The organism is Vibrio sp. HI00D65 (assembly GCF_001635455.1).
Lineage (GTDB): Bacteria > Pseudomonadota > Gammaproteobacteria > Enterobacterales > Vibrionaceae > Vibrio.
Map to the genome: position 1 here is coordinate 187,319 of NZ_LWEH01000255.1, position 14,552 is coordinate 201,870.

Annotated in this window: 12 protein-coding genes and 1 pseudogene; 11 read left to right on the forward strand and 2 right to left on the reverse strand. The window is 44.9% G+C overall.

All coding sequences use genetic code 11. The features are described 5' to 3' along the window. Positions 1 to 99: 99 nt before the first annotated feature. Positions 100 to 1,146 (reverse strand): succinylglutamate desuccinylase/aspartoacylase family protein, encoded by a 1,047-nt coding sequence (locus tag A3712_RS17805; protein ID WP_063524509.1) that lies wholly within the window; start codon positions 1,144 to 1,146, stop codon positions 100 to 102. A 164-nt stretch (positions 1,147 to 1,310) separates the two neighbouring features. Here A3712_RS17805 and A3712_RS17810 point away from each other — a divergent pair. Continuing rightward, a pseudogene (locus A3712_RS17810) lies at positions 1,311 to 1,849 on the forward strand (DUF3332 family protein). 121 nt (positions 1,850 to 1,970) lie between these two features. On the opposite strand, the gene A3712_RS17815 reads toward A3712_RS17810, so the two are convergent. Further along, complete coding sequence (locus tag A3712_RS17815) at positions 1,971 to 3,443, reverse strand: aminoacyl-histidine dipeptidase (protein WP_063524510.1); 1,473 nt, start codon at positions 3,441 to 3,443, stop codon at positions 1,971 to 1,973. A gap of 1,063 nt (positions 3,444 to 4,506) precedes the next feature. Between A3712_RS17815 and A3712_RS17820 the strand changes: the two genes are divergently transcribed. The 10 genes from A3712_RS17820 (at position 4,507) to ribBA (ending at position 14,509) form a co-directional block, all read left to right on the forward strand. Continuing rightward, positions 4,507 to 5,796, forward strand: coding sequence for an NCS2 family permease (locus A3712_RS17820; protein WP_008218658.1), 1,290 nt, complete (start codon positions 4,507 to 4,509; stop codon positions 5,794 to 5,796). An 83-nt stretch (positions 5,797 to 5,879) separates the two neighbouring features. Then, positions 5,880 to 6,344, forward strand: a complete 465-nt coding sequence (tet(34), locus tag A3712_RS17825) for an oxytetracycline resistance phosphoribosyltransferase domain-containing protein Tet(34) (protein ID WP_004741499.1) — start codon at positions 5,880 to 5,882, stop codon at positions 6,342 to 6,344. 89 nt (positions 6,345 to 6,433) lie between these two features. Further along, a complete protein-coding gene (frsA, locus tag A3712_RS17830) occupies positions 6,434 to 7,687 on the forward strand; it encodes an esterase FrsA (protein WP_063524511.1) in 1,254 nt (417 codons plus the stop codon). 142 nt (positions 7,688 to 7,829) lie between these two features. Beyond that, positions 7,830 to 8,219, forward strand: coding sequence for a sigma factor-binding protein Crl (crl, locus tag A3712_RS17835; protein ID WP_063524512.1), 390 nt, complete (start codon positions 7,830 to 7,832; stop codon positions 8,217 to 8,219). 76 nt (positions 8,220 to 8,295) lie between these two features. After that, positions 8,296 to 9,474, forward strand: a complete 1,179-nt coding sequence (gene proB, locus A3712_RS17840) for a glutamate 5-kinase (RefSeq protein WP_197465859.1) — start codon at positions 8,296 to 8,298, stop codon at positions 9,472 to 9,474. Positions 9,475 to 9,588: 114 nt separating this feature from the next. Next, entirely contained in the window at positions 9,589 to 10,839 is a 1,251-nt protein-coding gene (locus tag A3712_RS17845; RefSeq protein WP_063524514.1) for a glutamate-5-semialdehyde dehydrogenase, read from the forward strand. A gap of 156 nt (positions 10,840 to 10,995) precedes the next feature. Then, positions 10,996 to 11,445 (forward strand): transcriptional regulator NrdR, encoded by a 450-nt coding sequence (gene nrdR, locus A3712_RS17850; RefSeq protein WP_008218648.1) that lies wholly within the window; start codon positions 10,996 to 10,998, stop codon positions 11,443 to 11,445. Between the two features lie 40 nt (positions 11,446 to 11,485). Next, the gene (gene ribD, locus A3712_RS17855; protein WP_063524515.1) at positions 11,486 to 12,568 is read left to right on the forward strand and encodes a bifunctional diaminohydroxyphosphoribosylaminopyrimidine deaminase/5-amino-6-(5-phosphoribosylamino)uracil reductase RibD; all 1,083 of its coding nucleotides are present in this window, start codon (positions 11,486 to 11,488) and stop codon (positions 12,566 to 12,568) included. 66 nt (positions 12,569 to 12,634) lie between these two features. Continuing rightward, positions 12,635 to 13,291, forward strand: a complete 657-nt coding sequence (locus A3712_RS17860; protein WP_063524516.1) for a riboflavin synthase — start codon at positions 12,635 to 12,637, stop codon at positions 13,289 to 13,291. Between the two features lie 108 nt (positions 13,292 to 13,399). Next, positions 13,400 to 14,509, forward strand: coding sequence for a bifunctional 3,4-dihydroxy-2-butanone-4-phosphate synthase/GTP cyclohydrolase II (gene ribBA / locus A3712_RS17865; RefSeq protein ID WP_063524517.1), 1,110 nt, complete (start codon positions 13,400 to 13,402; stop codon positions 14,507 to 14,509). Positions 14,510 to 14,552 lie beyond the last annotated feature (43 nt).

The window sequence follows — 14,552 nt, forward strand, 5'->3', positions numbered from 1 at the left end:
CCTATATTGGGGCTTTTTCGTTTGTGGAGTTCGTTGCTGTTTTGCTTAAGAGCGACGGTTTTGGCTTTTCGCTTTTTACATCGCTCTCTCAAGCCTTAATCAGTTGTTTAGCGTAGTTAACCAATCGTCCTCTGCTACTTCTTCAATGTAGCTTTCTACGGTTTGTCCGACTTCTTCATCGTCTTGCTTGAAGTAAGCGATGTGGAACACAGCATCACCTTCATTCACCAAAGGTAGAGTTTGTTGGCCAATCACGATGCCGCCTTTAGTCGTGATAACTTGGCTCTCTTGGTGACCTAATGGAGAGCTGATGTAAGCAAGTGTTTGTCCTGCTTCAACTTGTTCACCCAGTCTTACCATGTTACGCAAGATGCCGTCTGATTCTGCTCGAATCCAGCTGGTGGATTTGCTCAATACTGGTTCTGGCAGCTTCTTACGGTTCGGGCGCAACATGCCGATTTCTTTCATTACTTGGTGAATGCCAAGGTAGCCTGCTCGAATCGCTAGGTGATCAAAGCGTAGCGCCTCACCACCTTCGTACGTCAGTACCGGAATACCCAACTTTTCCGCTTCGCTTCGCAGTGAACCATCACGTAGAGGTGAGTCGATGATCACCGGTGTCGCGAACGCTTTTGCGATACGCATGGTCTCTGGGTTCGAAAGGTTCGCACGAATTTGTGGCAAGTTGGTACGGTGAATCGCGCCCGTGTGTAGATCCAGAATGAAATCACAGTGCTTAGCCACGTTCTCGAAGAAAGTGTAAGCGATACGCGATGTTAGCGAGCCTTTCTCACTACCTGGGAAGCAACGGTTTAGATCGCGACGGTCTGGTAGGTAACGAGACTTATGGATGAAGCCGAACACGTTAACGATCGGCACGACAATCAATGTCCCTTTCAATTTCTTAGGATCAATCGCATTGGTGAGCTGGCGTGCAATCTCAACACCATTTAACTCATCACCGTGAATCGCAGCGTTTACCATCAGTGTTGGACCTGCTTGGTGACCGTGAATGATTTCAACCGGGATCGAAAGTGGAGAGTGCGTGTAAAGCTGAGCTGCTTGCAGTTCAATCTCCATTCGCTGTCCTGGCTGAACAGTAGAACCAAGTAATTCGAATGGTTGATTGGGTTTTAGTCTTGCCATTTAGGTTGTTCTCAATATGGTGATAATTCGTTAACACGGAATGTAGCAATCGTTGATTTTTAGTACGAATCAATCGGTTTACGGTAACGACAAAACTTTTTTGTGGAGGCGCATCGAGAACGGTATTCCATGGGGGGCGGCCAATTTCAAATATCGGGATGCAAATGAAAAAAACAATTTCAAAGTTGTAGCACTTGCAGTGGTGTCTGTTGCTTTATCTGGCTGTATTGGTAGCAACGCAGTAACGGGTTACCTAATGAAGTTCAACTTTAAAGCTGTTGATAACCGTTATGCACGTGGCGGTTTAAACTTGCTGTTGGCACCGGCATACGGTCTAACGGTTGCAGCAGACTACCTAGTATTTAACTCTCTAGAGTTCTGGACAGGTAGCAACCCACTAACGGGTGCGCCGCATATTTTTGATACTAAGGTTGATACTTACATTGATATTAACCATCAGTTAGATCCGTCTCTAACGGAAGCGCATGTAGGCCCAATCACTAATATAAATATGATAGAAAAAGGTCAGATGCAGCAGATTGATGAAAACACTATCCAAATGGACATCACTTACCAATCTGGTTAGCGAGCGACACTAATCGGTGTTCGTGATGGCGAGATGGTGACGTACTTCATCGATGGCGAAGTGGTTGCACAAACTTCAATTGATGAGCTAGAGAGCTACGCAGCTTCACGTGCTTAATGTTTTAGCTGATCGCAAAGCTTAGATACAAAAACAGGTACTCATGAGTACCTGTTTTATTTTGTGTCGATGAATAGTATTTACCGCGAAACCCTATCTATCGAAAACATAATAGCTCGAATTATGCTTTTTCTGGGATTGCTTCTAGCAGCGCAACCATTTGGTTCCAGAATAGCTCAACCGTATCAATCTTCACTTTCTCATCTGGAGAGTGAGGGAACTTGATTGTCGGGCCGAAAGAAACCATGTCCATGTTCGGGTAAGGTTCTTTGAATAGACCACACTCAAGGCCTGCGTGGATAACCATGATGTTTGGCTTGTGACCGTAGATACCTTCGTACATGTCGCGGAAGATGTGCATGATTTCTGAATCTGCGTCTGGCTTCCAACCTGGGTAAGCGCCAGAGAATTCGATGCTCGCACCAGCAAGCTCTGCTACAGAGTGAAGCATGCTTTCAACTTGGCTACGACCAGAGTCGATCAGAGAGCGAATTAGGCAAAGTACAGTGATTGAGTTCTCTTCTGTCGTGATAACACCCACGTTTAGAGATGTCTCAACAACACCTTCAATCTCATCACTCATACGAATCACGCCGTTTGGCGCCGCGTTAAGTGCTGCGATGAAGCGAGCTTGGTCAGCAGCTGCAAGAGCGCCCATTTCAACTGAAGCTTCTTCGTTGAAAGTCACGATGCTGTCTTCTATTTTACCTAGCTCTGTAGAAAGTAGCTCTGTGTAGTAGTTGTATAGCGAAGCCAGTTTCTCTTGGTTTGCCGCTGGAACAGCAACGGTAACGAAACCTTCACGAGGGATCGCGTTACGAAGGCTACCACCTTTGAATTCTACGATGCGTAGGTCTAGCTCTTTCGCGTGACCTGCTAGGAAGCGAGCAAGCAGTTTGTTCGCGTTTGCACGACCTGTGTGAATATCACAACCTGAGTGGCCGCCTTTAAGACCTTTAAGCGTTAGCTTACGAGTCACGAAATCTGCTGGGATTGCAGTACGAGCAACGTCAAATGTCATTGCGCCGTCGATGCCGCCAGCACAACCCATGTATACTTCGCCTTCTTGCTCTGAATCGGTGTTAAGAAGGATGTCACCCTCTAACCAACCCGCTTCAAGACCGAACGCACCTGTCATACCTGCTTCTTCGTCTACTGTTAGGAGAACTTCGATAGGGCCGTGCTTGATTTCGCTTGATGCAAGAACCGCTAAGCATGATGCCATACCCATGCCGTTATCTGCGCCAAGTGTTGTGCCTTTTGCAGTAACCCACTCACCGTCGATGTACGGTTGGATTGGGTCTTTAGTGAAGTCGTGAACCGTATCTTCGTTCTTTTGTGGAACCATATCGATGTGAGCTTGTAGTACCACACCTTTTTTGTTTTCCATACCCGGCGTTGCTGGCTTCTTGATGAATACGTTGCCCGTTGGATCACGGCGTACATCTAGGCCTTGCTCTGTTGCCCAAGCAATAATGTATTGAGCAAGCTCTTCTTCATGCTTTGAAGGGTGTGGGATTGAGCAAATCTTATCGAAGAACTGCCAAAGAGGGGCAGGGGATAATTTACTGATCTCAGAATGGAATTCAGACACGGATGACTCCTTTTTTATTTGATAACCATATATTTAGAGTTTTTGTGGGTATAGACATAGAACAAAAACCTAAAATATAGCTCTGTTTTGATGCCGACAGCATACCACTAGACCGTTTTCACGAGTAGCGCTTCTAAACCTTAAATCCTTCAAATTTTGAACACCATCCTGTTCATTTGATCTTACTTAAGCGCCTTGATGCTTATAGAAGAAACAAGCAAACGTTTATTTAAACTTAACCTTGTAATTTAATTACAGAATTGAGTTTGCTAAATAACCTTAAATGACTAAAATTGTGATATAGAGCAAAGAATACTTGTAATCTTTTTTCTTTGAGGTATATTTATAACCAACTTCTGAAGTGAAGAGTAAATGCTCAAAGGATGAGTCCGTTTATCGCCTCCAAGGAACCGAGAAATCAAATTCGTTTTTTATTGATTTATTAAGGTGATAGTTATGAAAGGTTTACCATCTGCAATGTTCTGGCTTAACAACTCTGTTTACACTAGCAACTTTGCATACCCTACAAGCTTCGGTTACTAATACCGTAAGCATGTAACTCGAACAGTTTTGTTCACCCCTATATATTGGAATTCTCATACAGCCCTCTTGGTTGACAGATTCTACCGCCACTCAGTTTTGAGTGGCGTTTTTTTTGCCTGCTACTTTATCCCCAGCTGTGATTCGTCATCTATTTACTAACTATGCTCGGTTGTTTTTCAAACAGCAAAATATCAATTTGAGGCTTATTACCGATCCTGTTGAAAATCGGACAACTCTTGTGGGTTTGAATTGGCAAATTTAGCGCCAGATTCTTAATGAAAATAACTGATGGTTGAAAAAGTAATCAAATAAATACGACTATTAAATTGTTTTTAGTCTATTGTTTTTAATGTGTATTTTTCTTTTTTGATGTGATTTTTAATCGCTTGGTTTCATACGTCATTCTGATAAATATTATTTAGAGCCTTAATTCTATCTGGAATTTGTTATTTGATAACTTTATAATCCATAGCCAATCGATTACGCAACCGTTTACTTTTTACCCTTATAGGATTCGATAATGTTCGAAAAGCTATTCAAACTCAGTGAAAACGGCACCAATGTGCGCACTGAAATCATCGCAGGTCTAACAACCTTCCTAACAATGGCTTACATCATTTTTGTAAACCCAATGATCCTAGCTGATGCTGGTATGGACCACGGCGCTGTATTTGTAGCAACCTGTTTAGCGGCGGCTATTGGTTGTTTCATCATGGGCTTTGTTGCTAACTACCCAATTGCTCAAGCTCCAGGTATGGGCCTGAATGCCTTCTTTACCTACGCGGTTGTGATGGGCATGGGTTACACGTGGCAAGTTGCTCTAGCGGCAGTATTTGTTTCGGGTGTTATCTTCATCTTCTTGAGCATTTTTAAGATCCGTGAGTGGATCATAAACTCGATTCCTATGTCTTTGCGTGTAGGTATCTCTGCGGGTATCGGTCTTTTCCTAGCATTTATCGCGCTTAGCAATGCTGGCATTGTGGTTTCTAACCCTGCAACTAAAGTATCACTTGGTGATATTACTGCTATTGCACCTATCCTTGGTGCTCTTGGTTTCTTCCTCACTATTGCTCTTGTACACCGTGGTGTGAAAGGCGCAGTAATGATTGCAATTCTAGCAATTACAGCTCTTGGCATTATCATTGGTGACGTTCAGTACGGCGGCATCATGTCTACACCACCAAGCCTTGCTCCGACTTTCATGCAGCTTGATTTCTCGGCAGTATTTGAAATCGGTATGATCTCTGTTGTATTTGCGTTCCTATTTGTCGACTTATTCGATACAGCGGGCACATTAGTAGGTGTTGCGACAAAAGCAAACCTAATCAAAGAAGATGGCAAACTACCTCGTCTGAACAAAGCACTGCTTGCTGACTCAACAGCAACGTCTATCGGTGCACTTCTGGGTACATCTAACACAACTTCTTATGTAGAGAGTGTTTCAGGTGTTGCTGAAGGTGGTCGTACTGGTCTAACGGCTGTTGTCGTGGGCGTACTTTTCCTTCTTGCTCTTTTCTTCTCGCCACTTGCAGGTATGATTCCGGCGTACGCAACATCAGGCGCACTTTTCTATGTAGCAATTCTGATGATGTCAGGCCTAGTTGGCATTGATTGGCGTGACCTTACGGAAGCAGCACCAGTCGTGGTAACATGTCTACTTATGCCGCTGACGTACTCTATTGCTGAGGGTATCTCACTAGGTTTCATCGCTTACGCTGCAATTAAGCTGCTAAGTGGTAAAGGTCGCGACGTTTCACCTGCTGTGTGGATCATGTCGGTAATCTTTATTCTTAAATACATTTTCGCTTAATCGTCTAGATTTCTGCTTAAACGCTGAAGAGGCTATGTTCGGCATAGCTTCTAATAACATGAAAAATTATTAGGTTTTATACTATGAGCAACAAATTCGTTATCACTTGGGACAACATGCAGACTTACTGCCGTCAACTAGCAGAAAAGCAAATGCCAGCAGAGCAGTGGAAAGGTATCTGGGCTGTAAGCCGTGGTGGTTTGGTTCCTGGCGCAATCTTGGCTCGTGAACTGGGTATTCGTCACGTAGATACGATTTGTATTTCTAGCTACGACCACGATCACCAACGTGATATGACTGTCGTTAAAGCACCTGAAGGTGACGGCGAAGGTTTCCTAATTGTTGAAGATCTTGTTGATAGTGGTGACACTGCACGTAAGCTTCGCGAAATGTACCCTAAAGCAAAACTGATCGCTGTATGTGCTAAGCCTTCAGGCGCTCACCTACTAGACGAGTACATTGTTGATATCGCTCAAGACACATGGATTGAGCAACCTTGGGATACTAGCCTAAGCTACGTTGAGCCAGTAAATCGCAAGTCAAAATAAGTGTAAACTTAGTTTTTTGAGAAATGACCCTTTATAGGGTCATTTTTTTTTATATTATTAGTGAAAATCATTTCTTATTAAGTATCCCAATGTCTGAATCAGAAGAAACGAGCTCGAACCTTTCGGAAACCTTGTTTGTAAAACACAAGCAGGCCAAAGAGACCTCAATGCTGACACAATACATGCCAAGCTCTGAAGCGTTATTGGATGAGAAGCGTGAACAGCAAAACTTGTCATGGTACCGAAACCTAAGACGTCTTCAGTGGGTATGGCAAGGCGTGAATCCTATTGAGCAAGAAGCTGTACTGGCTCGAATCGCGTCTTCAAACAACTCTCGTACTACTGATGAGTGGCTAGACACAGTGATGGGATACCGCAGTGGTAACTGGGCTTATGAATGGACCAAGTTGGGCATGTTGCATCAGAACCGCTCCAACGAAAAAAGCGGTGAAGAGGTGGCTGAAGAGCTGTTCTCAGCCTCTTTATGTTTCAGTATTGCAGGTTATCCGCACCTAAAGAATGATAACTTGGCGGCTCAGGCCCAAGTGTTAGCGAATGCAGCCTATTCTGAAGCGATTAAGCACACTAAGCTGATTGTTAAGCAGATTGAGGTGCCGTATAAAAACAAGAAAATCAAAGCCAACCTACACCTAGCGAAAACCGACAAACCGCAACCTGTTGTGATCGTGAGCGCAGGCTTAGATAGCTTGCAAACGGACATGTGGCGTTTGTTTAGGGATTACCTGGCGCCAAAAAACATTGCTATGCTTACTGTCGATATGCCATCGATAGGGCACAGCTCTCATTGGCCATTAACCGAAGACTCTTCGTGCTTGCATCAGGCAGTATTGAACGAGCTACCAAATATTCCATGGGTTGATCACCATAAAGTGGGTTTGTTTGGTTTCCGTTTTGGCGGCAATGCGATGGTGAGGTTATCGTTTATCGAGCAACAGAAGATCAAAGCTTGTATCTCTCTTGGCGCGCCAATCCACGATATCTTCGTACATGCAGACAAGTTGAAACAAATGCCGAAAATGCATTTAGACGTACTGGCTTCTCGTTTAGGTAAAGGCGCGGTTGATATCAATAGTCTTTCTGGTCAGTTGATGGCGTGGTCTTTGAAGGTGCAAGGCCTGTTGTCGAACAGCAAAACCAGTGTTCCTATCTTAGCGTTGGCCTTAGAGGGCGATCCTGTGTCCCCGCCAATGGATAATCAACTGGTTGCTATTTACAGTGATTACGGCAAGGCAAAGAAAATTAAATCGAAATCAATTACACAAGGTTATGAGCAATCCCTCGAATTAGCGATAAAGTGGCTTGAGGATGAATTATTTAGATGACATTTCTCCTAAATTAGTTAAGCATGAAAGTGTACAGATTAAGTACCTGATACTCAGAGGGAATTTATAAATCCAACTGCGTGGTTTCAACGTATTGCAGTCTGAGTAACGTCATTCTTAACATTGAAAATGGAGATTCAATATGTCAGAAGTGACACAAGAACCAACACATTATCGCTTGTTAAACGTATTAAAGGCCATTGGGCCATACTTGAGGGAGCCGCAATCAGATGAGGGTCACTATATTTTTGATTGCTTATCAGTGTGTGTGAACGATAAAAAATCACCAGAAGAGCGTGAGTTCTGGGGCTGGTGGATGGAGTTGGACAAGTCGGAAGAGGGGTATTCGGCGAAGTACAACATTGGTAAATACAACATTGAGGGCAAGTGGGATTCATTACCTCTGCCTAAAAAGGCGGTTACTGAGGTCACTAGAACTCAAGAGGCCTTCCACCAAAAACTGGTTGATGAACTTCAAAGTAAGTTTGAAATCAGCATTCAATTAGACAAAGAGTCTGTCGAATTCGTCTGATTTTAAAGGTTACTCTCCTATATAAAGTAAAAAGGTGCGATTTCGCACCTTTTCTGCTTGTGAATTCCCCTGTTGATTGCTAAAACATCACCTCTTATTTGTTTTATCCATAAAAGACTTCATGACAACGAATCATCAAAGCGGGACAACAGCGCAGCGTAAAACTGTCGTTGTTAAACTGGGTACCAGTGTCTTAACTGGTGGAACATTGGCATTAGACCGTGCTCATATGGTTGAGCTGGTTCGTCAATGTGCTGAATTAAAAAAACAAGGCCACTCTGTGGTAATGGTTTCGTCTGGCGCAATTGCAGCAGGACGTGAGCACCTTGGTTACCCCGCACTTCCCAACTCAATGGCGAGCAAACAGTTGCTTGCTGCAGTTGGGCAAAGTCAGTTGATTCAAGTGTGGGAGTCTTTATTCGCTATCTATGGCCTTAAAATCGGCCAGATGCTACTGACTCGTGCTGATCTCGATGACCGTGAGCGTTTTCTGAATGCTCGTGACACGATCAACGCACTCGTTGAACACGATATTATTCCTGTCGTGAATGAAAACGATGCAGTAGCGACCAACGAAATCAAAGTAGGCGACAACGATAACTTGTCGGCACTGGTTGGTATTCTATGTGGCGCTGATAAGCTTTTGCTACTGACAGACCAAAAAGGTCTATTTACTGCAGACCCTCGCAAAGATCCAAATGCAGAGCTCATCAAAGAAGTAAAAACCATTGATGACACGCTGCGTAAGATTGCAGGCGGTAGTGGCACGACTTTAGGTACCGGTGGTATGGCGACAAAACTGCAGGCGGCGGACATCGCTCGTCGTGCTGGTATTGAAGTTATCATTGCAGCAGGCAGTGCTGAAAATGTGGTTTTTGACGCTTTGAGTGAGAATCCTCAAGGCACTCGTTTCTTGCCGTTAGCTGAGGCGCTTGAAAACCGTAAGCGTTGGATTTTAGCTGGCCCAGCTTCTGCTGGTGACATCGTGGTTGACGATGGTGCGGTGAATGCCGTTAACACCAAAGGCAGTAGCTTGTTGGCAAAAGGGGTGGTTCGAGTTAAAGGCGAGTTCTCTCGTGGTGAAGTTACCCAAGTCACAGACAGCAAAGGCAAAGTAGTAGCGCGTGGTATCGCTAGCTACTCAAGCCAAGACCTTGCAAAAATAGCAGGCAAGCACAGTAAAGATATTGGCGACATCCTTGGTTACGATTACGGGTCAGAAGTCATTCATCGTGACGACCTTGTCATTATCTAAGAATAGTTCGAGATGACAAGGCGATGAACGGCGCATCTAGTTTTTGCACTAGTTCCAGGTAGTACGCATCGCCTTTTTCATCCAAAAGTAGACAGAATTTAGGGAGAGTTAAACGTGGATTTAACTAACATGGGTATCGCAGCAAAAGATGCTGCTTTTCACCTAGCGACCGCATCAACGGCGCAAAAGAACAAGGCATTGGCGCTCATTGCCGATGAGTTAGAAGCAAACGCAGCCGCTATCTTAGAAGCGAACACGAAAGACATCGAACTGGGTCGCGAAGCGGGTCTAACGGACGCACTGCTTGACCGCCTACTTTTGAATGAAGAACGCTTAACTGGCATCGCTAACGACGTTCGTAACGTTATTAGCCTGAACGATCCTGTGGGCAGCGAAATCGACAGTAAAGTACTGGAAAACGGTATGTCACTGTCTCGCCGTCGTGTACCGCTTGGTGTTGTTGGTGTTATCTATGAAGCACGCCCGAACGTAACGATTGATATCGCGGCACTGTGTTTGAAAACGGGGAACGCAAGCATCTTGCGTGGTGGTAAAGAGACCTTCTTCTCGAACATGGAACTGGTAAAAGTTATCCAATCTGCACTGGAGAGAGCGGAGCTGCCTGCTGCTTCTGTTCAATACATTGAAAAGCCAGATCGTGAGTTGGTTTCTCAGTTGCTTAAGCTAGATGACTACGTAGATATGATCATTCCTCGTGGTGGCGCTGGTCTACACAAGATGTGTAAAGAGAACAGCACTATTCCGGTTATCATTGGTGGTTTTGGTATCAGCCATATTTTCGTTGATGAGAGCGCGGATCTTGAGAAGTCTGTTGATGTGGTTGAAAACTCGAAAGTACAACGCCCATCAGCATGTAACTCACTAGATACTTTGCTTGTTCATGAAGCGGTAGCTGAGGAGTTCCTTAGCAAGCTTAAAACACGTCTAGCGGATAAAGTGACATTAGTAGCTGACTCAAGCGCGAAGGCACTTCTTGCTGACTTTACTGACGTGCGTGATGCAGGTGAAGATGACTTTGACACCGAATGGCTAAGCTACACACTTGGCGTAAAAGTGGTTGCAGATGTTGCAGAAGCGATTGACCACATGCACGTGCATAACGCGAGCCATTCAGATGCGATCATGACCAATAGTTTAGAAAGCTCTGAGCGTTTTATTAACTCGGTAGGCTCAGCAGCAGTGTACGTGAATGCATCAACTCGCTTTACTGATGGCGCACAGTTTGGTTTAGGCGCAGAAGTGGCAGTCTCTACTCAGAAACTGCACGCTCGTGGTCCTATGGGCTTAGAAGAGCTGACCAGCTACAAATGGGTGGGTAAAGCGAATTATCTCGTTCGCGGTTAACGTTTCTCGTTAGCTTTACTCTGCAGCTCATTTTAAAAATTGCTATCGCGTGGCAATAATCAACGAATCAGCACACAAAAGGGCCTTAATTGGCCCTTTTTCTTTCCTAACGTTTGGCAATTCCGTTACACTGACATTCAATTATTTGGAGGTGATATGCATTGTCCTTTTTGTTCAGAGAACGACACTAAAGTAATCGATTCAAGACTGGTTGCTGATGGCCATCAGGTTCGTCGTCGCCGTCAATGCCTTGCATGTAGCGAGCGTTTCACTACGTTCGAATCGGCAGAACTCGTGATGCCGAAAGTCATTAAGTCGAATGGAAACCGCGAACCGTTTAACGAAGATAAAATGGTTGGTGGTGTGCAACGTGCTCTGGAAAAACGCCCTGTGAGTGCTGATGCGATCGAACTTGCTATCAGTAATATTAAGTCACAACTCCGTGCAACAGGTGAGCGTGAAGTGCCAAGCGAAATGATTGGTAACCTAGTCATGAGCCAATTAAAAGAGTTAGACAAAGTCGCGTACATCCGTTTTGCTTCTGTTTACCGCAGCTTTGAAGACATTCGAGAGTTTGGCGAAGAAATCGCTAAATTAGAGGATTAATCCCTCAGTCATGTCTAACTTTTCTCCCCTAGATTTTCAAATGATGTCGCGTGCTATCCATTTAGCGAAACGCGGCATTTACACCACTGCGCCAAATCCAAATGTCGGTTGTGTGATTGTACAAACCGATCGACAAATTGTTGGTGAAGGCTTTCATGCCAAAGCGGGTGAACCTCACGCTGAAGTGCATGCTATGCGAATGGCGGGTGATAAGGCAAAAGGTGCGACGGTTTATGTCACACTAGAGCCTTGTTCTCATTATGGTCGTACACCACCGTGTGCCGAGAGCTTGATCAAAGCTCAAGTGGCTAAAGTCATTTGCGCGATGCAGGATCCAAACCCTAAAGTCGCTGGACGTGGCATCAAAATGCTGCGTGATGCTGGCATTGAGGTTGAAATCGGCTTACTGGAGCAAGATGCTTTAGACTTGAACCCAGCATTTATTAAGCGTATGCAAACAGGCATGCCTTTTGTTCAGCTTAAGATGGCAGCCAGTCTCGATGGGCAAACGGCACTAGCAAATGGTCAGAGCCAGTGGATCACATCGCCAGCAGCACGTCGTGATGTTCAAAATTATCGAGCAAAGGCGGGCGCTGTATTATCAACTAGCCAAACGGTGATTGATGATAACGCTTCACTTAATGTTCGCTGGGCTGAATTACCAAGTAGCGTACAGGCTCATTACGCTGAAGCTGACGTGCGTCAGCCTGTTCGCGTGATTCTTGATCGTCAAAATGAACTGCGCCCTGAGCTCAAGTTATATCAATTGGCAACACCCATATTAAGAGTCGCAGAGGCGTCCGCTGACATTGAGGTGGGCACGACGGAGACAGGTCAGTTAGATTTACATGATCTGATGCGCCAATTACCTGCCAATCATATCGACCATATTTGGGTCGAAGCGGGTGCAACATTGGCGAAAAGCTTGGTTGAAGCACAGTTGGTGGATGAGCTAATCCTTTATTTAGCTCCTAAACTTATGGGTAGTGACGGAAGAGGTTTGATGGGCGCGTTAGGGCTCACTTCGATGTCTGATGTTATTGATCTAGAAATTAAAGATGTTCGAAAAGTTGGTGTGGATATTCGCATCGTAGCGAAACCCGTATTACTAAACCGACAGTAACGAAATGATAGTGGAAATAAATCCGCGCCCTAGATACATGTTGTTGACAACAAAAAGAGTTTTAAAATGTTTACAGGAATTGTAGAAGCCGTAGGCACATTGAGTGCAATTACTCCCCGCGGAGAAGACATTACCGTAACGGTTAACGTAGGTAAGCTTGATATGGCCGACGTTCAGTTAGGTGATAGTATTGCTACCAATGGTGTGTGTTTGACGGTCGTCGAATTTAACGACCACAGCTACAGTGCAGACTTGTCACTTGAGACCCTGAAAAAAACGGGTTTTGTTGATTACCAAGCGGGTGACAAAGTGAATCTAGAGAAAGCGATGCTACCGACGACACGTTTCGGTGGTCATATCGTATCGGGTCACGTGGATGGCGTGGGTGAGATTGTTGAGCGCAACCAAGTAGGCCGTGCGATTGAGTTCTGGGTCGAAATGCCCGCTGAAATCTCAAAGTATGTTGCTCAAAAAGGCTCGATTACCGTCGACGGTATTAGTCTTACTGTGAATGATTTACGTAAGAATACATTTAAGCTGACGATTGTCCCTCATACTTCTTCAGAAACCACCATCGATCAATTCCATGTTGGTCGTAAAGTGAATCTAGAAGTCGACGTGTTAGCGCGCTACATGGAGCGCCTACTGCAAGGTCAGCAGAAAGAGTCTGAACCTGAATCTCGATTGACGATGGAATTCTTACAACAGAATGGTTTTGCCTAATCGTAGAGGCAAAGTGCATTTAGCGTCACTTTGTAGAGCGAAGCAATATCATCAGGTTTAAATAGTGTCGGTTCTAGGAAGCAGAACCATTTCAAAGGATATAGAACAATGCCAATTAGTACTCCTCAAGAAATTATTGAAGACATTCGCCTAGGAAAAATGGTTATCCTGATGGATGATGAAGATCGCGAAAATGAAGGTGATCTGATCATGGCAGCAGAACATGTGACGCCAGAAGCGATTAACTTCATGGCAATGTACGGCCGTGGCTTAATCTGCTTAACCTTGACTAAAGAGCGTTCAAGCCGCATGGGGCTAGCGCCTATGGTTCAAGATAACAACGCACAGTACACCACTAATTTTACCGTTTCGATTGAAGCGGCAGAGGGGGTAACCACGGGGATTTCTGCCTCTGATCGCGCAGTGACGGTTCAAGCAGCCGTTGCGAAAGATGCAAAAGCGGCTGACCTTGTTCAACCTGGTCACATCTTCCCACTAACAGCACAAGAAGGCGGTGTTCTAACTCGTGCTGGTCACACTGAAGCGGGTTGTGATTTAGCACGCCTAGCGGGTTGTGAGCCTGCATCGGTTATCGTTGAGATTCTAAATGACGACGGCACCATGGCTCGTCGCCCTGATCTTGAAGTGTTCGCTGAAAAGCACGACATCAAGCTAGGCACGATTGCTGACTTGATCGAATACCGTAACAACACAGAAACCACGATTGAGCGTGTTGCACAGTGTCATCTACCGACTGAGTTCGGTGACTTTGAGCTTGTGACTTACCGTGACACTATCGATAATCAAATCCATTACGCAATGCAAAAAGGTGACCTAACGTGCGAAGCGCCACTGGTTCGTGTTCACCTACATGATACCTTCACCGACCTGCTTCACTCTGATCGTGGTACCGAGCGTAGCTGGTCGCTTGATAAGGCGATGAAGCGCATTGGTGACGAAGGTGGCGTGTTGGTTATTCTGGGCAACGAAGAGTCGTCTGATTCTTTGATTCACAAAGTTAAGACATTCGAAGCTCAAGATAAGAACGAGCAACCAACCATGGCTAAGAAGCAAGGTACTTCTCGTCGCGTTGGTGTCGGCTCTCAAATTCTACAAGACCTAGGTGTTCATGATATGCGCCTATTGTCTTCAAGCACCAAGCGTTACCACGCTCTTGGTGGTTTTGGTCTTAACGTTGTTGAATACGTTTGTGAGTAACTACTTACATACTGGTTTATAGCAACATAAACTTATGATGATG

Coding starts and splice junctions, on each gene's coding strand:
- frsA (WP_063524511.1), top strand. CDS start 6,434: ATGTCTGAATCAGAAGAAACGAGCTCGAACCTTTCGGAAACCTTGTTT.
- A3712_RS17860 (WP_063524516.1), top strand. CDS start 12,635: ATGTTTACAGGAATTGTAGAAGCCGTAGGCACATTGAGTGCAATTACT.
- A3712_RS17805 (WP_063524509.1), bottom strand. CDS start 1,146: ATGGCAAGACTAAAACCCAATCAACCATTCGAATTACTTGGTTCTACT.
- crl (WP_063524512.1), top strand. CDS start 7,830: ATGTCAGAAGTGACACAAGAACCAACACATTATCGCTTGTTAAACGTA.
- A3712_RS17820 (WP_008218658.1), top strand. CDS start 4,507: ATGTTCGAAAAGCTATTCAAACTCAGTGAAAACGGCACCAATGTGCGC.
- nrdR (WP_008218648.1), top strand. CDS start 10,996: ATGCATTGTCCTTTTTGTTCAGAGAACGACACTAAAGTAATCGATTCA.
- ribD (WP_063524515.1), top strand. CDS start 11,486: ATGATGTCGCGTGCTATCCATTTAGCGAAACGCGGCATTTACACCACT.
- ribBA (WP_063524517.1), top strand. CDS start 13,400: ATGCCAATTAGTACTCCTCAAGAAATTATTGAAGACATTCGCCTAGGA.